This is a genomic window from Rhodococcus globerulus NBRC 14531 (assembly GCF_001894805.1).
Lineage (GTDB): Bacteria > Actinomycetota > Actinomycetes > Mycobacteriales > Mycobacteriaceae > Rhodococcus_F > Rhodococcus_F globerula.
This window is the reverse complement of record NZ_BCWX01000005.1, coordinates 82,824-104,619: the sequence shown is the minus strand read 5'-3', so window position 1 is coordinate 104,619 and position 21,796 is coordinate 82,824. Positions and strand designations below refer to the sequence as shown.

The window sequence follows — 21,796 nt, the reverse complement described above, 5'->3', positions numbered from 1 at the left end:
ATGACAAGCATTTCACGGCAAGAGTATTCGGGCCTGTTCGGTGTCACGAAAGGTGACCAGATCAGGCTCGGCAACACGGACCTGTACATCGAGGTCGAGGAAGATCTTCGAACCATCGGTGATGAGTCGATCTACGGCGGCGGCAAGACTCTGCGCGACGGTATGGGCCAGGATCCGGCGTCGTGTAGTCGCGATGGCGCACTCGATCTGGTGATCACCAACGTCGTGATCCTCGACGCCACGATCGGCGTCGTCAAAGCCGATGTCGGTATCAAGGACGGCAAAATCGTCGGGTGGGGCAAGGCCGGCAACTCGAGCACGATGGACGGGGTGACGCCGGGACTCACGACGGGACCGGCAACGGATGCCATCTCCGGTGAGCAGCTGATTCTGACTGCCGCTGGTATTGATCCGCACGTCCACCTCGTTTCTCCTCAGCAGGCGTACCACGCGCTCAGTGGTGGTGTGACGACGCTGATCGGCGGCGGTATCGGGCCGTCGGACGGTACCAACGGCACCACCATCACCTCGGGTATCTGGAACATGGAGATGATGCTCAAGGCCAATGAGGGTCTTCCCGTCAACATCGCCATGTTGGGTAAGGGCAACTCGTCCGGCTATCCGTCTTTGATCGAGCAGATCAAGGCAGGTGCCGCGGGATTGAAGGTCCACGAGGACTGGGGCGCAACACCAGCCGCGATCCGGGCGTCGCTGCGTGCGGCCGACGAGATGGATGTTCAGGTTGCCATACACACGGATACGTTGAACGAGGCCGGCTATGTCGAAGACACCATTGCGGCATTCGAGGGCCGCACCATTCACACCTATCACAGTGAGGGCGCCGGCGGCGGCCATGCACCGGATATCCTGAGGGTGACCGGTGAGGACAACGTTCTTCCAGCGTCGACCAACCCGACGTTGCCGTACGGCATCAACACGCAAGCCGAGTTGTTCGACATGATCATGGTTTGTCACAACCTCAATCCCAAAGTGCCGTCCGATGTTTCGTTTGCCGAGTCACGCGTTCGCGCGGAGACGATCGGTGCGGAGAACGTGCTGCAGGATATGGGGGTCATCTCGATGTTCTCGAGCGACTCGCAGGCAATGGGCCGTGTCGGGGAGAACTGGCTCCGGGCGATCCAGACAGCCGACTGCATGAAACGTGCCCGGGGAAAGCTGCCGGAGGACTCCAAGACGCACGACAACTTCCGGGTCCTACGGTACGTCGCGAAGACGACGATCAACCCGGCCCTGACATTCGGGTTGTCCCATGTCATTGGTTCCATCGCGCCGGGAAAAATGGCGGATCTTGTTCTCTGGGAACCCGCTTTCTTCGGTGCGAAGCCTAAAATGATCATCAAGAACGGAATGATCAGTTGGCACGCCATGGGAGATCCGAACGCATCGTTACCGACCCCGCAGCCGGTGATCTACCGGCCGATGTTCGGTGGGTTCGGTAAGGCCCTGCCCGAGAGTTCGGTGTCGTTTGTGTCCCAGGCCGCGTTGGATGACGGCATCAAGGATCGACTAGGACTCGAGCGTCAAGTTCTTGCCGTCGAGGGCACTCGCACCGTGACCAAACGCGACCTCGTGCGAAACTCTGCCACTCCGGAGATCAAGGTCGATCCGGAGACCTTCGCGGTGACGGCGGACGGCGTTCACGCCTACGTCGAACCGGCCGAATCCATTCGCCTGAACCAACTTTACTTCTTCAGTTAGGGGACTCCTGTGTCTGAAACAATCGCACACACTCACGGCGAGATGACGGCGCCGACAGGCAAGCCTGCTCGAGTCGACGCGCTGCTCGGGAAGGAGACTGACGAAGAGTGGGCCGGTCGACTCGAGAAGGCAGTAATCGACGTACTTTCACTCGATCAGTGGGAAGCGCAGAAGAGCCGGTTGCGACGCACGACTGTGGGCGGACGTGAGTTGGCGGTGTCACTCGACCGCGGTGTTCAGTTGCAGGACGGCGACATTCTGCTGTGGGACGAGCCGGAGAACACCGTCGTTGTCGCGCGGATCAACCTCAAGGACGTTCTCGAGATCGACCTCAGTGCATTGCTCGACGTGACACCGGAGAAGATGATCCAGACGTGTCTCGAGTTGGGTCACGCTGTGGGTAACCAGCATTGGCCGGCAGTGGTGAAGGGAATGAAGGTCTATGTTCCGCTGACGGTAGACAAGGCGGTCATGGGTTCGGTGATGCGCACCCATGCGTTCGAGGGCATCGAGTACACCTTCATTCCTGGCTCCGAGGTCATTCCCTACATTGCTCCGCACGAGGCACGCCGACTGTTCGGTGCGGCAGCGCGCGAGGGTGAGGGGCATACCCATGACCCCCTCGTGTGAAGGGTCGCAGCTGACCATCAACCGTGCGATGCGGATGATGCAGTTTTCCGATTCGATGTTCCCGGTCGGTTCCTTCTCGTTCTCGAACGGGTTGGAATCGGCCGTGGCGCAAGGAATTGTCACCGATGCTCCGTCGTTGCGGGAATTTGTTCTCTCGGCCGCGCATCAGGGTGCGACATGCGATGGTATCGCCGTGCTGGCCGCCCACCGGGGGGCGTCGGGCGGTAATTTCTCGGCGATTCTGGCGGCGGATCATGCCGTGATCGAACGCAAACTCAACGAAGAGTCCCGAACGATGACTACCCGGATGGGTAAGAAACTGGCGGAGCTCGGCGGCCGACTCGCCGGTGAGACGTTGTTCGGCAAGTGGCTATCGGCGATCGAGGCTGGAGAAACCCCCGGCACGTATCCGGCGGGTCTCGGAATTGCCTTCGCGGAGATGGGTTCTCCGGAGCATGATGCCTTTACCGTTCATCAGTACGGTGTGGCGATGACGTTGCTCGGTGCGGCGCTCCGTATCGTTCGGGTAGATCACCTTGCCACGCAGGAGATTCTGTTCGAGGTGAATCAATCCGCCGACGGCGAGTATGCGGCCGTTCGCGAGTACGGGCTTGATGACATGTCCAACTTTTCCCCGATGATCGACATTCTGGCAGCGGTTCACGTCAAGGCACATGTCCGAATGTTCATGAACTAGAAGGAGAATCATGAAGAAGACAACGCGCATCGGAATCGGCGGTCCTGTGGGTTCGGGCAAGACTGCCCTCATCGAGGCGATTACGCCGGAATTCGTGAAGCGGGGAACCAGTGTACTGATCATCACCAACGACGTGGTTACCACGGAGGATGCCAAGCATGTGCGCAAGGCACTCAAAGGTGTTCTCGTGGAAGAACGTATCGTGGGAGTGGAGACTGGTGCGTGTCCCCATACCGCCGTTCGCGAGGACCCCAGTATGAACCTCGCGGCGGTCGAGGACATGGAACGCACGTTCCCGGACACGGATATCGTGTTCATCGAAAGTGGTGGTGACAACCTCACTCTGACGTTCAGTCCCGCTCTCGTCGACTATTTCATCTACGTCATCGATGTAGCTGCGGGAGATAAGATTCCGCGTAAGAACGGACCCGGGATCTCGCAGTCGGACATCCTGGTCATCAACAAGACGGATCTGGCACCGTACGTGAAGGCCGATCTGGGTGTCATGGATCGAGACTCGAAGGGAATGCGCGGTGACAAGCCGTTTGTCTTCACCAATTGCATGACCGGCGAGGGAATCAAGGAAGTGGTGGACCTCATCGTGCACGGTGTCCTCTTCGACGAAGAGGAAGTGGGAGCGAGCGCCAAGTGAGCGCTCCAGCTGCCTCGGGGGCCGCGCGGTCGCTCCCGGGGCCGATCCCGACCGTTCCGGAACTCGACCAGTACCAGGATCAGCCGAAGCAAGCCCCGGCCGGCAAGGTGGGCAAGACCGGGGTGCTCGAGATGCGTTTTGTCGATCGCGGCGACAAGACGATTCTCCGGGACATGTATCGGAAGACGCCTTTACTTGTTCAACAAGCGCTGTACTGGGACGAAGCGTTGCCGGCAATGCCGTGCGTCTACATGATCTCGACGTCCGGCAGTGTGCTGCAGGGTGATCGGCTGTTCCTGACCATCGACATGGAACCCGGATCCTTGGCGCACGTCACGACACAGTCGGCAACCAAGGTGCATCAAATGGATGCGAATCATGCGTCGCAGTTGCAGAAGGTGACCTTGGCTGAGAATTCGTATCTCGAACTGATGCCGGGTGTGACTATCCCGCACCGCAATGCGAGGTACTTCGCACGCACCGATGTCACGGTGGATCCGTCTGCAACGCTGCTATTTTCGGAAATTGTGATGCCCGGCCGTAAGTACCACAGGAGCGCCCAGTCCGATACGGAGCTGTTTGTCTACGACCTGTACTCCACCCTGATCAAGGCGCGGCGCCCGGACGGAGCGGATCTCTTCACCGAGAAACTGGTGATCGAACCGCAGCGTTTCCCGGTGCGATACAAGGGAATCACGGGGGAGTACGACGTCTTCGGCAACGTCATTCTGCTCACTCCGAAAGAGAATGCCGACGAGATACTGGAACAGGTTGTTCCGGGACCCGACGGGAAGGTCTTCTCGGGTGCGAGCCGACTACCGAACGATGCCGGGTTGATCTTCAAGGTCCTGGGTCCCGAGAGCGAACCGGTCAAAGCCAAGGTCCGTGATTTCTGGGCGCTCGTTCGAAAGTCGGTTCTGGATACCACTATTCCGCCCGTCCCGCTCTGGGGATGACGCGGTTCGCCGGGAGAAGAAGTGTGAGGGATGTGCGATGACCACCATCACCAAACCCTGGGACGATATCGCGGACAAGAACGTCGTGCTGCGATTCATCGACACCAACCTCAAGGGCTCCGGGCAGGTGATGTTTCAGGGCAATGCCCTGACCGGACTGCTGTTTCTCATCGGTATTTTCTGGGGTGCGATAGCCGCCGACACGATCACCGTGGCGATCGGCGCGGTAGTGGGTTTGGTGGTGTCCACGGTTACCGGGATGCTGCTGCATTCGGATGACGATTCGATGCGCATCGGTTTGTACGGATACAACGGAATCCTGGTCGGCGCAGCCTTTCCCACGTTCCTTGCCGGCGGCGTGATGCTGTGGATTTACCTGGTTGTCGGTGCTGCGGCGTCCACTATCGCATTTCTTGCGGTTGCCAACGTCTTCAAGACCTGGGGTGTGCCGGCGCTGACCTTTCCGTTCAACCTCGTCAACTGGTTCTTCCTTCTGGCCGCCTTCCAGTTCCTGCGGATCGAAACGTCGGACCTCAGTGCCGCACAGTTCCCGCAGCACATCGGGGATTCATCGGTTCACGCCGACATCACGTTCGGCTTCCTCTGGGACACACTGTTTCGCAACGTCTCCCAGATATTTCTGATCAACAACACCATCACCGGAATCATCTTCGTGGTCGCCTTGCTCGTTGCGTCCCGGTGGGCGGCGGTGTTCGCCCTCATCGGTTCCGCCGTAGCGATCGGTTCGGTACTTGCGCTCGGCGCAAACACCGTCGACATCGGTAACGGCCTCTACGGGCTCAGCTCGGTGTTGACGGCTATCGCCTTGGGGTCGGTGTTCTACAACCCGTCGTGGCGTGTGTTTGTATACACGGTCTTCGGGGTGCTGGTGACGGTAGTCATTCACGGCACCCTGGTCTCGGCCTTCGCGCCGATCAGTCTGCCGGCGGGTACCGGTCCGTTCGTGTTTGCGACGTGGCTGTTCCTGCTACCGAAGAAGAAGTTCGTTCCCGTCCAGCACGACACAATCAAGGGCGGCGCCGCAGAGGGCAAGGACTCGATCGCGAAAGCAAACGGCTAGAGAACGCGAGATACTCTACGGTGATGGGGACATGACTGCCGTCGTCTGATCGCCCCACCGCCACTTCCCTTGAATAGAAAGCGTCTCTCATGACAGGCACCAGCGCCCCTCGCATCCATCTCGGTCCCGTCGAGGATCCGCACCTTGCCGACGGGATTCGCCGAGCCGGTGGAGTGCTCGTTCCACTCGCCGAGGCCGAGGGCGTCGTCTGGGCGCATGGGCCGGACACGTTCCCGTCGTCGCTGCCCGACTCGGTTCGCTGGGTGCAGTTGCCGTTTGCCGGGATCGAGCCCTGGTTCGACGCCGGCGTCATCGACGACAAGCGGGTCTGGACGTCCGCTGCCGGCGCGTATGCGGGCAACGTGGCCGAGCACACGATGATGCTCCTCCTTGCTGGAGTGCGCTCTCTCCCCGAACAATTGGCGGCACAGTCGTGGCGTAAAGAAGAATTCGATCCGCGAGTGGGTACCCTGCAGGGCTCGACGGTGGCGATCGTCGGTTGCGGTGGAATCGGTCGCGCGTTGATCCCGTACCTCGCCGCATCCAAGGTCGAGGTTATCGCGATCACCCGCTCGGGGACCCCCGTCGAAGGAGCCGTCGAAACGCTCTCGGCCGATCGCACCGGTGAAATCTGGTCCAAGGCAGACCACTTCGTGATCGCTGCACCATCGACGTCGGCGACCCGGCATCTGATCGGCAAGGCGGAACTGGACCAGATGTCGGAGTCGAGCTGGATCGTGAACATCGCCCGCGGAAATCTCGTCGACACGGATGCGCTGGTCGACGCCCTCGAAGCCGGATCGATCGGCGGTGCGGCACTGGACGTCACAGATCCCGAGCCGCTGCCGGACGGACACCGGTTGTGGAAGCTGCCCAACGCGATCATCACTCCGCACGTCGCCAACCCGGCTACGACGCTCACGCGCGTCCTGGCAGATCACTTGGCCGCCAACGTTGCTCGATTTGCTGCGGGTGAGGACCTCGCTGCCGTGATCGATCCGTCGGCGGGCTACTGACCTAGATCAGACCGACAGCACACGCAGATCCTCGAGACCGTCGACAACCGGGATCCGCCAGGCCGCAAGTTCTTCCGGTCCCTGCTCGTCCCAGAGCTCGAACAGTTCCGAGTCGGTCGACGCGATGGTGCGCTCCACCATCTCGATCAGCCACGTGAGCCGCTCGCTGGTCAAGGCGTCGGCAAAGGCGTCGAGATCAAGTTCCTCGACGGCAGGATCCCGTTTGCGATCGGCGCGCACAATGAGCACCAATTCGAGTAAGGCAACGGCGATCTGGCCGCCGTCCACCTCGAGGTAGTCGTCCTCGAACGCCCATTCCACGGACTCGAAGGTGAAATCACCGTGCCCGATGGATGCAATCAAATCCCCCGCACCGTCGTTCTCGAACGGTCCCGATCCCCACGCGCCCACTGTTGTGCTCTTCTCTGATGTGTCGACTCAGCGCGCTTCCAGCGCGATCTTCGCTCCGAATCCTAGAAGAACCGTGCCGGTCACACGTTCAAGTGCCTGCCGCACTTTCGGCTTCTCGAAGGTGCTACGGGCGCGGGAGAGAAGCACGACGTAGGCGCTGAGCCACGCGATGGAGATCGCTGCGTGGATGATCACCAGGAGTGCGAGTGACGGACCCGTCGGCCATCCCGCTGGAACCAGTTGCGGCAGCAGGCTGGTGTAGAAGACCGCGATTTTGGGGTTGAGAAGGTTGGTGGTGAAACCGGTTTTCCAGGTCCCGGCCTTCTGCGAACGCGGTGCGTCGACGCTGCGCAGTTGGGATGAACGGCTGCCCCACAGCGCTCGCGCCCCCAAATAGATCAGATAGGCAGCGCCGGCGAGTTTCACGGCGGTGTATGCCTCCGCGGAAGCGGCCAGCAACGCCGACAAGCCGAGCACGGTGAGCAAGCCCCATACGAGCAGTCCGCTGATGATGCCTACCGCTACCCGGAATCCGGACGATCGACCGCCGGTGAGCGCTGCCTGCGTCACGACGGCCATGTCCGGTCCGGGCACGAGTGTGAGGAGTGCCAGAACGGCGGCAGCGGCCAACAGGGCGGAGATCATGGACTCAGTATGGGGAGTTGCCTCCTTGTGAACAAATCATGTCGCGTTGGGTCGGAACTGCATGGACACGCCCGAAACGGCAACGGTTCGGCGAATCTGAGGACAAAGTTATCCACACTGTGTAGAACCCTGTTAGTCGAGGTAGGTGGAATAACCTTGATGTAATTCATGTAGTTGTGCACAGGTTATGCACAGTCGTGGGCTGGATGTGAATGAAGTTATCCACACCTGTGTGTGCATCGGTGGAGAACTTGCCAAGAGTGACGCATACCCGGCTTTTGATCGACTCAATCCTTCGGTCGAATCGGCAGCCACGACCGAACAGTCTGACACGGCGTTATGTGAGAAGGTGGCCACTTATGCGGACGTCAGTGGTACTCGGAGTGATTCTCTCGGTAAGTGCATTCGGCCTCGTCGGTGTTGCGCACTCCGATACAGCTGTCGCTCACGCCGAGACAGGGATAGCTCACATCGAGACAGAGATCGCTCATATCGCACGGATCGAGCAGTTGACGCCCACTCGCAGTGCAGTGTTTGTCGAGTCCGCGTCGATGCGCCGCGAAGTTCAGGTTCAGGTTCTGCACCCCGAGAGGGCGCCGGGCCCTCGCCCGACGTTTTATCTCCTCGACGGGGTCAGTGCCGGGTCGGAGTCGGGATACACCGAAAGTACGTGGACGCAGAACACCGACATCGAGGCGTTCTTTGCCGACAAGGACGTCAATGTGGTTCTGCCGGTGGGAGGTACCGGCAGTTTTTATACCGACTGGCGCAGCAACGACCCGAACCTCGGTGTGAACAAGTGGGAGTCGTTTCTGACGCGAGAGTTACCGCCCCTCATCGACGAGGCATTCGCGGGGAACGGCACCAATGTTGTCGGCGGCGTATCCATGGGCGCTCTGGCTGCGGGCAACCTGATCACTCGGAATCCGGACTTGTACACGGGATTGGCTTCGTACAGTGGGTGTCTCGACACCACGGCGCCGTACTCACAGGACTTCGTGCGCGCCACGGTTGCCAGCAAGAACGGCGACGCCACGAATATGTGGGGGCCGGCCGGGGATCCGGATTGGCGCAATCACAATCCGTCGGGCAATGCGGAGGCGTTGCGTGGCAAAACGATCTACAGCTCTGCGAGCAGCGGATTGCCAGGAGCGCACAACACAGCCCTCACTCTGGAAGGAGCGACGGCGATTGTCCGGGGTGGGCCGCTCGAAGCGCTCGTCCATTCGTGCACCCAGGCCTTCGAGAGCAGGCTCGAAGGTCTGGGCATCGCGGGAGTGTTTGCCTACCGGGACAGCGGAACCCATTCGTGGCCCTATTACGAGGATGCACTGCACGATTCCTGGCCGATACTGGAATCCGCACTCCGTCGCTGAAGAACCACGCTGAGGATCTACTCTGCGAGAGCCAATTCCAGCAGCTTCATCGCATCGTCGCGAGTGTGCGCGGCAGCGATGAATCCGGCCTTGTGGCAGAACACAGACGAGTCGACGCCGGTTTCGGCCGCCAGATCCGAACCGTTGAGGCCGCGCCACTGCTCCGGCAACAGCTTTCGTGAACCGAACTTCGAATCAGCCGGCTTGACGGTCTGAATCGACCAGCCGCCGTTGGTGTTCGGGAAGATCGTGAACAACAGCTCCGGCTGAGCCGACGCCGCGCGGCCGTGCGGAATGAAGCGTTCCAGGACGACAAATCGCGGATCCGACGCTTTGGCGTACGTGTCCGCGAACTCCTTCTCGGCCGCTGCGTCGCCGGCGTACTTGGCGCGCAAGCGAATCAGGATCTGTGTTGCGAGCGCAACCGCGAGTTCGAATTGTGTATCGAACTCCTCGTCGGTGGACGAGATGGGATTGAACAGATCCAGAACCGCGGACAGGTCGAATGGCTTGGTGCCGAACTCGTTGAGGGTGTAGATCTCCTGACCGTTGTCGACGGCGTCGATGCCCTCGACCAGGCGGCCGTCGATACGACGGCACACGGACTCGTCGCCGTTGCAGAACTTCAGGCCGAACTCCTGCCACAGCAACCCGAAGGCTGAGTACAGGATGCCGTTGCTGCGTTCGCCCGCACCGCGCTGGTGGTGGTCGAAACGGCCGGCTGCCGGCTCGTAGCGTCCGCCGACGTCGAGCACGATGTCTGCGCTGTTCAGGACGTCCTCGTCACGGGTGCGTACGACGGTGGCGTCGGGGTACAGCTGCTTCAGGAGCGATACGCCGAAGACGTCGTCTGCGTGGAACTTGCCGTTATGGGTCGCGATGATCACCAGTCGAGACTAGGCAATCGGCTCGCTGATGCCTATTCAGCCGACCGTGCGGATGCGATCGGTGGCCGGCGGCGGAACTGGTGAGCCGGAGGTGAACAGGGCAACCAGGGCGTCGAGGTCGTTGCCCGCGCCGGTTGTTTCGGTGGCGCTGCGCAGGGCTGTGAACCCGTCGCCGCCTTCGGCGAGGAACTTGTTGACCGCAACACGATAAACCGTGTCCGGGTTGATGTTTTCGCCGTTCAGGCGCATTTCCGAGACGCGTGACCCGGCGGGGGCCTTGCGGTCGAGTGTGTAGGTGAAACCAGCAGACGGGGCGAGGATTCGTTCGAACGGCAAGTATTCCGGCGAAAATTGGAACTGCTGTTCCAGCGCATCTTTCAATGCCGCCCCTGTGATGGACAGCACCTCGAGGCTGTTGCCGAACGGTTGCACCGCATGGGCCTGGCGGTAGGTCACTGTTCCAGTGTCGAGGTCTTCGCGGATTCCGCCCGGATTGGTCAGAGCGATTTGGGCTCCCCGCGCGGTGCCAGCCGCCAATTGAGCGTCGGCGATCAGGTTGCCGATGGCGGATTCTCCGCTGGGTGTCTGGTCGCGAGTCAGGTCGGCGGTGATTGTCCCGACGGGACGTTGTGCCACTTCGGCAGCCGCATTCCATGCTTGATCGGCAAGCGCTGCCGTGTCGGGGTCCGGCGAAATATCGTGTGTCACTATCTGATTGAACGACGATGTCTGATCGCGCAGGACGTCCCGAGTGGTGCGGTCGATCACGACATCCGCGACGGAGACGATGCGACCGTGCGACGCACCCTGCATCACCACGCGGGGATTTCCGGCGGGATCGGGGTATTCGCAGTTGTACTGCTGATGACTGTCCGCGGTAAAGATGACGTCGACTTTCGGCGATGCTCGCAACGCGATGTCGCGAGCGGGACCGGATGTGACGTTGCAGTCGTTTGGCCCACCCGCAATGTCCGGTTCGTCGCCGCGGTGCAACAGCACGGTGATGGCTTTGACGCCGAAGAAGTCGAGAACGTCCGCGGTGCGATCGATTGCTTCGACCTCGTCGCCGAATTTCAGGGTCGAAACGCCGTCCGGTGCCACGATCTGAGCTGTGTTACTTGCCGCAATCGCAATCACGCCGAGGGGAACGCCGTCCACGATGTCGACCGTGAAGGGCAGCGTCGCCGGTGTGCCGTCGGTATACGTCATGTTGGCCGCCATCAGCGGAAAATTGGCTCCGCCGAACGTGGGACTGAAGGTGCAGGCGTTCTCCGCGGAGCACCCACCCGATTCCATCCGACGAAATTCCGCGAGGCCGTCGTCGAGTTCGTGATTGCCGATCGCCGACGCATTGATCTGCATGCGGTTGAGCAATTCGACTGTTGGTTCGTCGTTGAACATCGACGATTCCAGTGCGGACGATCCCCAGTTGTCACCCACGGAGTAGAGCAACGAATTCGACGCTTGGTTTCGCAGCTGGGACACGTACGCGGCGAGGTATGCGGCGCCGCCCGCGGGGGTGTACGAACCGTCGGCCTGCATGATTTGGCTGCGTTCGCCTTCTGGTGGCAGCAGACTGCCGTGGAGATCGTTGAACGCGAGCAACCGGACCGAGACGGTATCGGGGCTCTGGGCGCTAGCCACGCCAGTCACACTCAGGGAGGTTGCGAGGAGAGAAGTCGCGAGCACAGCACAAGCGCGTGTGATGCCTCGCGTCATACTTCGTGCTCCTTCCTCCGGACCGGTTTCGAACCTTCCTGAGTGTGCCTGGCCGCGAGAACGAATTCTAGGGCTGGGCGTAACAGTTATGTATCAAGTGTCACGCGCTGACGCCGATTCCCGCCAAGCGCTTGGCTTCGTCGGTCAAGGCAAATGCGAGGAAGGCATCGTTCTCGTCCGGATCGCCGATGGTCATGCGGACGCCCTCGGTGCCGTACTGGCGGATCAGGATGCCGGATTCGGTACTTGCATCGGCGTAGCCGGGAGAGAGTTCGCGGAGCGGCAGGTAGACAAAATTCGCCGACGATTCGGGGACGGTGTAGCCGGCCTCGATCAGTGCGGTGCGAACGCGAGTCCGCTCCGCGATGACGGCGTCGGTGCGGGCGAGGAGTTCGTCGGCTGCGGCCAGCGATGCGATGGCGGCGGTCTGCGCGAGCGCGCTCACCGAGAACGGTGTGTGGACCTTGCCGAGCGCGACGATGATCTCGGGATGGGCCACCGCGTAACCCACCCGGATACCGGCCAAGCCGTACGCCTTCGAGAACGTGCGCAGTACAACCACATTCGGGCGATTGCGGAACAGTTCGATGCCGTCCGCATCGGATCGGGAGTACTCGTAGTACGCCTCGTCGAGAGCGACGACGACGCTCGACGGGACGGCGTTCAGGAAGCTTTCGAGTTCCGCTTTCGACAGTGCATTGCCGGTCGGGTTGTTGGGGTTGCAGATGAAGATCAGGCGCGTGCGGTCCGTGATCGCGGCGAGCATCGCGCCGAGGTCGTGCCCGAAATCCTCGGCCAGCGGGACCTTCACCGACACCGCGTGGCCAACCTGAGTCACCACCGGGTAGGCCTCGAAGGAGCGCCACGCGTAGATTACCTCGTCGCCCGGATCGCATGTGACCTGTACCAACTCTTGGCACAGCGTCACAGAGCCGCAACCAGCAGCGACGTTTGCCGGTTCGACATTCAAGAATGACGCAAGCGTCTCGATCAATGCCACCGCGCCGTTGTCGGGGTAACGATTCGCGTGTCCGACAGCTTCGGCCACGGCATCACGGACGCTGGGCAGCGGGCCAAGTGTCGTTTCGTTGCTCGCGAGTTTGATCGCACCCGGAAAATTGCGTCCGGGAACGTAGGCGGGGATCGAAGCGAGGTCGGGGCGAATGTGTGGGGTCACAGTCCGATTATGCGCGCTCTGATTCGGTGCGCTCGAGCCGTCCACGTGTCAGAGTAGGAAGCATGTCGGGAATGTTCCGAGATGCCGCGAATCTGCGGGTGGCCGACGGCGGCGTCGCCACTGTGCCACTGACCGTGGTGGAACCCGACGGCCCGACCCGTGGCGCGATCGTCGTATTGCACGAGGCGAGGCAATTCAGCAAAGCGCTCCTCGAGTTGATGGCTGCCCTTGCCGTCGACGGCTGGCTGACCGTCGCCCCGCATCTTTTTCACCGTGAACCCGAGGTAATCCAGGGCGATGTTTTTGGTGACAACCTCTTTGCCGACGTCGACGCGACCCTCGATTGGCTCACGGGCCGCGACGTCCCGGCCGACACCATCGGCGTCCTCGGTTTCGACGCGGCAGGCACCGCGGCGATGCTCGTCGCAACCAGTCGTCCCGTCGGTGCGGCTGTGAGTGTCGCCGCTCGTGGGATCGTCGAAGCGCTGTCTGTCGACGCGCAGGCATTGCTCGACGCAGCGGTGTCCTTGCAAGCCCCGTGGCTCGCCCTCTACGGGGAGGACGATCCCGACACTCCACCCGAGCACGTCAACAGGCTGAGGGAGGCGACGGCAAAAGCCGACGTGGCGACCCTGGTGGTGAGCTACGCAGGATTGCAGCATCGAGCGGACGAACCACCACAAGTCCCCGAAGGCCGGGACGACGACGACCCCTGTGCAGCCGCGATCATCGACGCCCGCACCCGGATCTTCGACTGGTTCGACGGCAACCTGCGATAACGCCATGAATCAGGGCTCTGACCACTCGTTTTGCCTTTGGTGGTGAGAAGTGTGTAATCTTTCGTCCCGGCGGTCCGAAAGGATCGGAACCCCCAGGGAGGCGTGCCAGAGCGGCCGAATGGGACTCACTGCTAATGAGTTGTCCCTTTTACGAGGGACCGGAGGTTCAAATCCTCTCGCCTCCGCCACGCCGGTGATTTTGACCGGCGGGTAAGAAATGATAGAAAGTACGACGGCAAGACACGCAAGACCAGCAACACAACAGAACATGCGCCCGTAGCTCAACGGATAGAGCACTTGACTACGGATCAAGAGGTTAGGGGTTCGAATCCCTTCGGGCGCACAACAGAAAGCCCCTCACCAGCAGAGATGCCGGTGAGGGGCTTTCTTGTATTTCTGCACATGCACACGGATGCATCCGATTGGCCTGATGTCTATCGGCGACGTAGGCCTCCACATTCCGCTGTTATGTCCATCACTTAGCGATGTCGGTGACGTCACCGCCGTGGATCACGTGACGCAAGTACCGCTCCGGCGTGGTGAGGACAGTGAGGTCCTGCTCCGGGTCCCCGTCCAACACGAGGAGGTCCGCGTGAGCGCCCGGCGCGAGGGTGCCGATCTCTCCTTCCATGCCGAGCAAGCGCGCAGCAGTGCTGGTGGCGCTGCGTATCACGTCGAGGATCGGCTGAACGCGCGCACGGATCGTGAACTCTTCGAGTTGACGCGTTTGCAGATGCCCGAGCAAGTCGGTGCCGTAGACCAGGTTCACTCCTGCCCGGTGGGCCTGTTCAAGCGCGCCGACGGCCGCTGTCCGAACCTCGTCGAGCTTCTTCAGTGATCCTGCGGACAGGCCGGATGCAGCACCGGCCTCGTACATCGCCTCGTACGTGATGATTGTCGGGACCAAGAAGGCGTCGTTCTCGACGAGCAGGCGGATCGACTCGTCGTCGATGAGGTTGCCGTGCTCGACGCATCGCACGCCGGCTCTCAGCGCCTGATTCACCGAGCGCGGGTGGTAGGCATGCACCGTGACGTACCGATTGTGGTTCTCAGCCTCGATGACAGCCGCACGTATCTCTTCCTGTGTGTACTGGACCGCTGAGATCTCGTCAGTCGGGGATGCGACCCCACCGGAGACGACAAGCTTCAGGTGATGCGCGCCCTTGCGGAACTCGTCGCGGGCCGCGTGGCGAACGGCATCAACGCCGTCCGCGATCCGTCCGAAGTCGGGTTTCAGCTGACAACAGGGCACAGAGGTGTCATTGAGAGAGCGGAAGTCTCCGTGGCCACCGGTCTGCGATAGTGCTTTACCGCCGAAGATCAGTCGCGGCCCTGGGACCAAGCCCTCTTGCAAAGCACGGGCCATTCCATGGTCGGCGCCACCGACATCACGCACGGTGGTGAAACCACGTCGGAGCATGTCGCCCGCCGAGCGCAGCGCTCTGACAGTCGCGTAGCCGGGCGTCCATCCAGCAATTTCGGCGGTATTTGTCGTCGTCACCAGGATATGGACGTGGGCGTCGACCAAGCCGGGCATGACGGTTCCCCCACCTGCATCGATGATTCGAATGTCACCGGCCGAAGCGGGGGGCCGCCCCACCCCGCTGTCGACGATCCGCCCGTCGGCGATGTCGATCCAGGCATTCTTCTGCCGCTCGCCGGTCGAGGGTTCGAGCGTGTGGGCGTTTATTACCCGAGTGCGCATGGTCTCTCCTTGAAAGCGATTGATTGTTGTCCGTGGGCTGCGTGAATGCTCGCGTCGAGGCTGGGATGCGCGCAACATTAGATGCATAGTCGCGATTCATGCAACACTTTGTTCATGCGAAGTTTCCCCAAGGAGGCCTGAGATTGCGGTGATAGCGTGACTGCGACCAGTGACGTGTTTCAGGTCGTCAGCGACGCTTGATGCCATGTATTAGATCCAGTGAAAAGAGGCGCTCCGAGGTGACGGTTGGGACGATGCTCGCGCAACGAGCAGAGCGCGCGAACCTCGGAGCTCAGGCCGATCGGGTAATACAAGTTCTTGCACAGATGCCGCAGTTCGCCTCGTATGCATCTGGCCGCGAAGTCGCCGAGCGCGCTGGAGTGAATGTCTCCACTGTTGTGCGGACCGCCCAGCAACTCCAGTTCGAGGGGTGGAGCGATCTTCGTCAAGCGCTCAGAGCCGAATATCTCGACTCACTCGTGACAACAAATCCCGAGCGCCCCGAATCAACGGAGGCGGCGGCGCAAATGCTGAGGCAGGATGTGGCAAACCTCGCCGCCGTTTCGTCCGCGGCCAACGTCACTGCCATCAAGAGCGTTGCCGACGCGATGAAAGCGGCCCGTCGAATCGTGTTGATCACCAGTGGATCCGGGGCAGGACCCGCACAGGTACTCAGTTACCTGGCGTCCGTCTACGGATACGACATCCGCCTCTCGGCCGGCTCCGCAACGTCGCAGGCGATACACGTGTCACACCTGGACGAACGCGACTGTGTCATTGTCATCAATGTTTGGCGCCTCACCAGTACATTGCGTGGATTAACCCGTCTTGCACGCGAAAGGGGCGCGACTATCGCCGTTCTCACCGACCTGCACTCGTCACCCCTGAACACATACGCCGATCACGTCGTGATCACCCCGATCGAGGGTATCTACGTGACTCCGTCGCTGACAGCCATGGTCGCTGTCGTCCAGGCCATCCTCGCCGAGCTCGAAAGCTCCGATGCTCGTTTTTCGGCCGGACGCATCGAGCGGGCTTGGGACACGCTCGGTCTCATGGACGATCAGGCTTAATGCATAGTTCCGCCGCCGATGAGTTTCACCTCTCCGCCGAGTCTTAATTCCCGTATTGCCATCATCGAGAGTGTGGGAGCGCACAGTGAATCAGCTACTACGGGTCCAGAACTTCACCATCTCCAGTGACGGAGTCGCCGCGGGTGAGAACCAGAGTTTCGAGAGCCCGTTCGGGTTCGACCATCGCGATATGTTTGCGTGGGCCGGAGCCACGGCCAGCTGGCCGAATCGAACCGACCCCGGTGGAAGTCGAGGGCTCGACGATTACTTCTCTCGCGACTTCGCCCAGAATATCGGCGCCGAAATCATGGGCCGCAACAAATTCGGATTCCAGCGTGGACCCTGGAAAGACCTCGAGTGGCAGGGATGGTGGGGCGACGAGCCGCCATTCCACACGCCCGTGTTTGTCATGACCCACCACCCAAGACCGTCGTTCACCCTTTCCGACACGACTTTTCATTTTGTCGACGCAGACCCGACGACCGCGCTCGAGCAGGCCCGCGAGGCCGCACAGGGTAAGGACGTCCGGCTCGGCGGTGGGGTGACCACAATCCGGGAGTTTCTCGACGCGGATCTCGTCGACACCATGCACGTCGCGGTTTCTCCGGTCGAGCTCGGTTCCGGGCTCCGTCTCTGGGAGTCGCCGGACGAGCTGCGTGACCGTTTCAATCTCGAGATCGTGCCAAGCCCGAGTGGGATGACCCACCACCTGTTCTGGCGAAAATAACTCAGAGCGGTAACGCGCCGCTGATGTAATCGCAGGCACATCTGTCGTAAATGCCCGATAATGATCCGTGCCCTCAATTGCCTCGTCGCTGTTCTGGATTGCGCTGATCGCTGCGCTCGCGCCCTTTGTCGCGGGCCTGTTCCCGCGGCGCCTGGTACCGGAAGTTGTGCTGCTGTTGGTCGCCGGCGCGGTTGTCGGACCATTTGCGCTCAACTTGGCGGCAGAGAGTGAGGCCATCGGGATCCTTCGGGAACTGGGCCTCGGCATGCTGTTTCTGCTCGCCGGCTACGAGATCGACCGCAAGGAACTGAGCGGCGCTGGTGGCCGGCGAGCGCTGTACACGTGGCTGTTCTGCCTCGCCTTGGCGTTTGCGATTGTCGCGCTCTTGGGGGCGCAGGGTGTGATCTCCGCAGAAGCGGCCGTTGCGATTGCGATGACGTCAACGGCGTTGGGCACCCTGCTGCCGATTCTCAAGGACAACAAAATCCTCGACACCCGGCTTGGCCGGACGGTCCTCAATCACGGCGCTGTCGGCGAACTCGGCCCTGTCGTTGCGATGGCCGTATTGCTCGGTGCGCGTGGCGCTGTCCTGTCGCTTGTGGTCCTCGCGGCATTCGCGCTGATCGCGGTCATTCTTGCGGTGCTGCCGACCAAGCTGATTTCGCACGGATCGTGGACGCACACACTTGTCCGTTCCGGCGCGGACACCACAGCACAGACCACGGTTCGCCTGACGATCTTGTTGCTGGTCGGGCTGGGTGCACTCTCGGCCGTATTCTCGCTGGACGTTGTTCTCGGCGCCTTTGCGGCCGGTTTCATCCTGCGACGCCTGATGCCCGACGGCAACGAGCGGTTGGAGATCAAGCTCGACGGTATTGCTTTCGGATTCCTCATTCCGATCTTCTTCATCACTTCCGGAATGGCAATCGACGTGTCGGCGGTCGCGGAGAATCCCACCGTCCTGCTGGCGTTCCTTGTTCTCATCATCGTGGTTCGCGGTGTGCCGGTGTTTTTCACGACCAAGTTCGAGAAGGTCGAACCGCCTTTCAGTACCAGGGAGAGTGCGCAGGTCGCGCTGTACGGGGCTACTGGGTTGCCGATGATCGTGGCCGTCACCGGTGCTGCTGTCAGTGCCGGTCAGATGTCGTCGGACAATGCGTCGATTCTGGTGGCGGCGGGCGCAATTACCGTTCTGCTGCTCCCGATGTGTGCAACGTTGCTGAACCGCCCGGCGAAGGTCGCTTCGGTCGTCTAGAGCCCCAATTGCTCGTCGAGCCAGTCGAACATGCGTTGGTCGGTGAGGCGCCTTGCCATCGGTTGGCAGTGGAAACTCGCGCCTTCTGCTGCCGTGAACGGAACCACCGTGGTGGGCCCGCCGGACAATGAGGCGAGGCGTTGCGATTGTCCCGGCCAGAACTGTTCGTGTTCGGGATCGGTGATCAGCAGGGGAGTGGTGATCGAGCCCGCAACGTGTTCGAGGCGGTATTTCCGTACCTCGGCCAGAGTGTTGTAGTAGCCGTCAGTTAAGTATGGCCGCGCTCGGAAACGCCAGATGCGGGCCGTTTCCTTCGACGCTCGCAACCCCATCGCCATGTCCCGGTCGAAGGCCTCCGACTTGCCTTCTTCCAGCAAGTTCTGCATGCCGCGCGGGATGTGAACGAGCCACGACGCGGATACGTCGACCACGCCGGGATCGGCGATTGCCGCGGCGATCCGATGCTCGAATGCCAGTGACTGTGGCACCCAATAGCCGCCCTGACTGATGCCGCACATCGCCAACTTCGACGCGTCGACGTCGGGTCGGTCGATCAGGAAGTCGACGACAGGGGTGATGACAGCTTCCCAGTCATGGCGGAACGGAATATTGTTCTCGAACAGCATGGACTGCTGACCCGGTCCGTCGAACATCAGCACGTTGTAGCCGCGTTCGAGCGCTCCGGCGCCGCCGTTGACCCACATCGAACTGATGGGGCCGTCGCTGCCGTTCACCATGATGAGCGTCGGCCGTCGCACGTCTCCGGGTGGGCGGAAGAAGTACCCCGGCATCGTGGTGTCCTCGTACGGAATCCGCACGCGCTCCACTGCCTGCGAGGTGGTGTCGACAAAACCGTCCCACGCGGCGCGGTGATGCCGGAACGTGGGAACCAGAACCGAATCGTCGGTCAGTCCGTCGACGGCATTGACGGCCACAGCGAAGTACGACGCTGCCCGCAGATACGCGCTGGATGCGCTGCGGGGATGCCCGGCCCGCGCGGATTCCTCGGCTTCCTTGAAGATCCGTGATCCGAGGTCGAACCACGCGACGTACCAACCCTCGTGGTCTTTGTCGCCGACTTCGGCGACGGCAGCAAGAACTTCGCCGGTATCGGAGGCGCCGTACGTTGCCTGGCCGAGGAGGACTCGCAGTTCGTAGTCGAACGACTCGTTGCGATAAAACCCCGTGGTGAACGCCTGATGTGGGTGGGAGAAGAACGTCGACGCGAGTGACATGGGCACACCCTTCGGTAGGTCCGTGTATGTCAGGATCGCCCGAAATCGCTGTTCAAAAACCTTTCCTGTCGCCGCAATACCGCACAACCCAGGGTGCACAGCCACAAAGACATTCCCAAAACCTGTGCACGTTGGGCGATTCCCAAGCCCAGATTACCGCCGCCGGCCAGTTCTATGCCGTTAGTTGTCAACATCCACACCGTCGCAAGGGAAGTCACGATCAAAAGGCCCGATCCGACGGTGCGCAACAGCGGATGCTCGCGATAACGGAAGGCCCCGACGGTGAACGTGATCATCGCGGTGAAGATCGCAAAGACCGCTACGCTGCTGGTCAAAGCATGAACGTGATGTAGTTGCGGCAGTAGTCCGCCGGGCTCGCTCGCCGCGCAATCCGGGCCGGAGCAGTCCAGCGGAAACGACGCGTCCGCAATCGTGGCAACGCCGAACACAGCCAGTGCAATCCAGCCCGCCACATAGAATTTGCGTCGCTCCGTAACCAGTAGCCCGAGCGTCGCTGACACCAACATCAAAACGGCGGAGATAACGTCGGCGTTACCGAACACGTCGCGGTACTTCTGATTTGCCGCGTCGAGTTCACTGAGGAACGACGTCACCGGATCAAGTTCGGTGTCGAGGAAGAACTCCAGAATCCACGACGAGTACACGATTCCACCGAGAATCAACGCACCCGCCAGAACTACTCGCGCTCCACCAAGTCCGCTCACCTCACGAAGCTTACGGAGCGAGAAGAGTGTTCCGGACGCGTTCGGCTGCCGTCGACGGATCTTCGTGCTCCCAGATGCGGATGACGGTCCAGCCCTGTTCGGCGAGGCGTGCATCGGTGTCCCGGTCTCGCAGCACATTGGCGGCCAACTTGTCCGCCCACCACTGCGCATTGTTCTTGGGGTATGTCGCGTGGAGCGGGCAGCAATGCCAGAAACAGCCGTCGACGAACACCGCCACCTTCCGCCGCGGAAACACCAAATCGGCCCGTCTACGAACACCTTTGACGGGAGCCCGATCGACGAAGTACCGCAGTCCGCTCCGATGGAGTTCGCGCCGGATCGCGATCTCGGGTTTGGTGTCGCGTCGACGCTGCGCGCTCATTCGAGCGCTGGTTGTCGGATCCGTCGCGGGCACTGTCTTCACTTTCGTGGGGTTCAGCTGTCGGAGTCGTCGCCGTCGTCCGGGTCTGACCAGGTGGGGGCAAACCTGTTGCGACGCTCCACTTCACCGTGCACGATGGTGACAAAATCGTCAAACGAGAGTGTTTGACTCTCGGTGGGACGGCCGTTGCGGGGAGGCGGCTCGTCGACGTCGAAAAAGCGTACGCCGCCATCGGTTTCGTACAGTCCGATGAACACTTTTTCGAAGAGGTCGTAGCGCGTGTCCTCGGCGCCCAGATCAACCCACGCCTTACCCGGAACGCCGACAACCGCACGTTTGCCGCGGCCGGAACGCTTCGACAGCGTCGTGACGTGGTGGGCGAACGAGGATTTGCCGGTGTCGCTGGTCTTGGTGGGGTCGCCGTCGTCGCACGTGGCGTACGGCTCGAACATGACGGCCACCAGAACGCTGTAGGGCTGTCGCTGATGCAGAACCATTGCCTCGCCACGCAATTCGTGATCATTGCGGACGATGTTCTTGGTCCAGCGGCCGAGCTTTCCGCTGCGGGGGCTGTAGTCCTGGAAGTTGTACGTCTTGATCGACACGCACAGGATCAAGCCGAGTGTGGGGTCGAGTGCCTTGACATCCAAGCGCTTTCGACCCTTCGCGACATCTACCGTCGCTTCCTGGCCTTCGCCCGTAGCGGTGGGGGTGATGTTGGGGTACAGCGGGCGCAAGGCGTCGGCAACCGTCTGGGCGAGTTGATTGGAAAGCCGCTGCGCGTAGTTCTTCTTCTCGCCGCGATCGGCGTCTGCCGCAGGTTTGTCGCCCGCGAGTCGCAATGCGTCCCATAGTGGTTCGTGCTGGGGTTCCGGAAACAGCGTCTCCGGAAACAGCGTCTCCGGAAACAGGGCCTCCGGCTCGGGAAACAGTGAACCCTCGCTCATGC

At 61.4% G+C, this 21,796-nt stretch carries 22 protein-coding genes and 2 tRNA genes; 14 read left to right on the top strand and 10 right to left on the bottom strand.

Features of this window, described 5'->3' with window-relative positions:
* From RG2_RS24265 to RG2_RS24235, 7 genes are all read left to right on the top strand, one after another.
* Entirely contained in the window at positions 1-1,719 is a 1,719-nt protein-coding gene (locus RG2_RS24265; protein ID WP_033235125.1) for an urease subunit alpha, read from the top strand.
* A 9-nt stretch (positions 1,720-1,728) separates the two neighbouring features.
* On the top strand, positions 1,729-2,349 hold the full coding sequence (locus tag RG2_RS24260; RefSeq protein WP_230590192.1) for an urease accessory protein UreE: 621 nt from the start codon (positions 1,729-1,731) through the stop codon (positions 2,347-2,349).
* Entirely contained in the window at positions 2,333-3,046 is a 714-nt protein-coding gene (locus RG2_RS24255) for an urease accessory protein UreF (RefSeq protein WP_033235123.1), read from the top strand. Before RG2_RS24260 ends, RG2_RS24255 begins: the two co-directional genes overlap by 17 nt.
* Positions 3,047-3,056: 10 nt before the next feature.
* Positions 3,057-3,698, top strand: a complete 642-nt coding sequence (gene ureG, locus RG2_RS24250) for an urease accessory protein UreG (protein WP_033235122.1) — start codon at positions 3,057-3,059, stop codon at positions 3,696-3,698.
* Positions 3,695-4,654 (top strand): urease accessory protein UreD, encoded by a 960-nt coding sequence (locus RG2_RS24245; protein WP_045066392.1) that lies wholly within the window; start codon positions 3,695-3,697, stop codon positions 4,652-4,654. Before ureG ends, RG2_RS24245 begins: the two co-directional genes overlap by 4 nt.
* A 37-nt stretch (positions 4,655-4,691) precedes the next feature.
* Complete coding sequence (gene yut, locus RG2_RS24240; RefSeq protein WP_033235121.1) at positions 4,692-5,735, top strand: urea transporter; 1,044 nt, start codon at positions 4,692-4,694, stop codon at positions 5,733-5,735.
* Positions 5,736-5,824: 89 nt separating this feature from the next.
* Positions 5,825-6,751: a D-isomer specific 2-hydroxyacid dehydrogenase family protein gene (locus RG2_RS24235; RefSeq protein ID WP_033235120.1), complete on the top strand. Its 927-nt coding sequence runs from the start codon at positions 5,825-5,827 to the stop codon at positions 6,749-6,751.
* A 6-nt stretch (positions 6,752-6,757) separates the two neighbouring features.
* Here the strand turns inward: RG2_RS24235 and RG2_RS24230 are convergent, their stop codons facing one another.
* Both RG2_RS24230 and RG2_RS24225 read right to left on the bottom strand, forming a co-directional pair.
* Complete coding sequence (locus RG2_RS24230) at positions 6,758-7,162, bottom strand: DUF4259 domain-containing protein (protein WP_033235119.1); 405 nt, start codon at positions 7,160-7,162, stop codon at positions 6,758-6,760.
* A 27-nt stretch (positions 7,163-7,189) separates the two neighbouring features.
* Positions 7,190-7,807: a LysE family translocator gene (locus RG2_RS24225; protein WP_033235118.1), complete on the bottom strand. Its 618-nt coding sequence runs from the start codon at positions 7,805-7,807 to the stop codon at positions 7,190-7,192.
* A 359-nt stretch (positions 7,808-8,166) separates the two neighbouring features.
* On the opposite strand from RG2_RS24225, the gene RG2_RS24220 reads away from it, so the two are divergent.
* The gene (locus tag RG2_RS24220) at positions 8,167-9,183 is read left to right on the top strand and encodes an alpha/beta hydrolase (protein WP_033235117.1); all 1,017 of its coding nucleotides are present in this window, start codon (positions 8,167-8,169) and stop codon (positions 9,181-9,183) included.
* A gap of 17 nt (positions 9,184-9,200) precedes the next feature.
* Here RG2_RS24220 and RG2_RS24215 read toward each other — a convergent pair whose 3' ends face one another.
* From RG2_RS24215 to hisC, 3 genes are all read right to left on the bottom strand, one after another.
* Positions 9,201-10,070: an MYG1 family protein gene (locus tag RG2_RS24215; RefSeq protein ID WP_033235116.1), complete on the bottom strand. Its 870-nt coding sequence runs from the start codon at positions 10,068-10,070 to the stop codon at positions 9,201-9,203.
* 36 nt (positions 10,071-10,106) lie between these two features.
* Positions 10,107-11,789: a bifunctional metallophosphatase/5'-nucleotidase gene (locus RG2_RS24210; RefSeq protein ID WP_033235115.1), complete on the bottom strand. Its 1,683-nt coding sequence runs from the start codon at positions 11,787-11,789 to the stop codon at positions 10,107-10,109.
* A 100-nt stretch (positions 11,790-11,889) separates the two neighbouring features.
* Positions 11,890-12,966, bottom strand: coding sequence for a histidinol-phosphate transaminase (gene hisC, locus RG2_RS24205; RefSeq protein ID WP_033235225.1), 1,077 nt, complete (start codon positions 12,964-12,966; stop codon positions 11,890-11,892).
* 62 nt (positions 12,967-13,028) lie between these two features.
* Here hisC and RG2_RS24200 point away from each other — a divergent pair, with 62 nt between their 5' ends.
* From RG2_RS24200 to RG2_RS24190, 3 genes are all read left to right on the top strand, one after another.
* Positions 13,029-13,745 carry a dienelactone hydrolase family protein gene (locus RG2_RS24200; RefSeq protein WP_033235114.1) on the top strand — a complete coding sequence of 239 codons (717 nt, stop codon included), beginning with the start codon at positions 13,029-13,031 and terminating at the stop codon, positions 13,743-13,745.
* A gap of 96 nt (positions 13,746-13,841) precedes the next feature.
* Positions 13,842-13,933 (top strand) — tRNA-Ser (locus RG2_RS24195).
* 82 nt (positions 13,934-14,015) lie between these two features.
* Positions 14,016-14,088, top strand: a tRNA-Arg gene (locus tag RG2_RS24190).
* Between the two features lie 132 nt (positions 14,089-14,220).
* Here RG2_RS24190 and RG2_RS24185 read toward each other — a convergent pair.
* Positions 14,221-15,450: a metal-dependent hydrolase family protein gene (locus RG2_RS24185; protein ID WP_033235113.1), complete on the bottom strand. Its 1,230-nt coding sequence runs from the start codon at positions 15,448-15,450 to the stop codon at positions 14,221-14,223.
* A 239-nt stretch (positions 15,451-15,689) separates the two neighbouring features.
* On the opposite strand from RG2_RS24185, the gene RG2_RS24180 reads away from it, so the two are divergent.
* From RG2_RS24180 to RG2_RS24170, 3 genes are all read left to right on the top strand, one after another.
* On the top strand, positions 15,690-16,523 hold the full coding sequence (locus RG2_RS24180; protein WP_051730585.1) for a MurR/RpiR family transcriptional regulator: 834 nt from the start codon (positions 15,690-15,692) through the stop codon (positions 16,521-16,523).
* A gap of 85 nt (positions 16,524-16,608) precedes the next feature.
* On the top strand, positions 16,609-17,250 hold the full coding sequence (locus RG2_RS24175; RefSeq protein WP_033235111.1) for a dihydrofolate reductase family protein: 642 nt from the start codon (positions 16,609-16,611) through the stop codon (positions 17,248-17,250).
* Positions 17,251-17,317: 67 nt separating this feature from the next.
* A complete protein-coding gene (locus RG2_RS24170) occupies positions 17,318-18,505 on the top strand; it encodes a cation:proton antiporter (protein WP_033235110.1) in 1,188 nt (395 codons plus the stop codon).
* On the opposite strand, the gene RG2_RS24165 is transcribed toward RG2_RS24170, so the two are convergent.
* The 4 genes from RG2_RS24165 to RG2_RS24150 are packed head-to-tail and all read right to left on the bottom strand — an operon-like array spanning position 18,502 to position 21,794.
* Positions 18,502-19,740: an alpha/beta hydrolase family protein gene (locus tag RG2_RS24165; RefSeq protein WP_033235109.1), complete on the bottom strand. Its 1,239-nt coding sequence runs from the start codon at positions 19,738-19,740 to the stop codon at positions 18,502-18,504. The genes RG2_RS24170 and RG2_RS24165 overlap by 4 nt on opposite strands.
* 29 nt (positions 19,741-19,769) lie before the next feature.
* Positions 19,770-20,465, bottom strand: a complete 696-nt coding sequence (locus tag RG2_RS24160) for a DUF998 domain-containing protein (RefSeq protein WP_051730584.1) — start codon at positions 20,463-20,465, stop codon at positions 19,770-19,772.
* Positions 20,466-20,475: 10 nt separating this feature from the next.
* Positions 20,476-20,880 (bottom strand): very short patch repair endonuclease, encoded by a 405-nt coding sequence (locus RG2_RS24155; RefSeq protein ID WP_033235108.1) that lies wholly within the window; start codon positions 20,878-20,880, stop codon positions 20,476-20,478.
* 20 nt (positions 20,881-20,900) lie between these two features.
* Complete coding sequence (locus RG2_RS24150; protein WP_033235107.1) at positions 20,901-21,794, bottom strand: hypothetical protein; 894 nt, start codon at positions 21,792-21,794, stop codon at positions 20,901-20,903.
* Between the last annotated feature and the right edge of the window lie 2 nt (positions 21,795-21,796).

Bases quoted from the DNA above. Each gene is read 5' to 3' on its own strand.
- ureG (WP_033235122.1), top strand. From the start codon at position 3,057: ATGAAGAAGACAACGCGCATCGGAATCGGCGGTCCTGTGGGTTCGGGC.
- RG2_RS24225 (WP_033235118.1), bottom strand. From the start codon at position 7,807: ATGATCTCCGCCCTGTTGGCCGCTGCCGCCGTTCTGGCACTCCTCACA.
- RG2_RS24150 (WP_033235107.1), bottom strand. From the start codon at position 21,794: ATGAGCGAGGGTTCACTGTTTCCCGAGCCGGAGGCCCTGTTTCCGGAG.
- RG2_RS24265 (WP_033235125.1), top strand. From the start codon at position 1: ATGACAAGCATTTCACGGCAAGAGTATTCGGGCCTGTTCGGTGTCACG.
- RG2_RS24185 (WP_033235113.1), bottom strand. From the start codon at position 15,450: ATGCGCACTCGGGTAATAAACGCCCACACGCTCGAACCCTCGACCGGC.
- RG2_RS24165 (WP_033235109.1), bottom strand. From the start codon at position 19,740: ATGTCACTCGCGTCGACGTTCTTCTCCCACCCACATCAGGCGTTCACC.
- RG2_RS24235 (WP_033235120.1), top strand. From the start codon at position 5,825: ATGACAGGCACCAGCGCCCCTCGCATCCATCTCGGTCCCGTCGAGGAT.
- RG2_RS24210 (WP_033235115.1), bottom strand. From the start codon at position 11,789: ATGACGCGAGGCATCACACGCGCTTGTGCTGTGCTCGCGACTTCTCTC.
- RG2_RS24255 (WP_033235123.1), top strand. From the start codon at position 2,333: ATGACCCCCTCGTGTGAAGGGTCGCAGCTGACCATCAACCGTGCGATG.
- RG2_RS24220 (WP_033235117.1), top strand. From the start codon at position 8,167: ATGCGGACGTCAGTGGTACTCGGAGTGATTCTCTCGGTAAGTGCATTC.
- yut (WP_033235121.1), top strand. From the start codon at position 4,692: ATGACCACCATCACCAAACCCTGGGACGATATCGCGGACAAGAACGTC.
- RG2_RS24200 (WP_033235114.1), top strand. From the start codon at position 13,029: ATGTCGGGAATGTTCCGAGATGCCGCGAATCTGCGGGTGGCCGACGGC.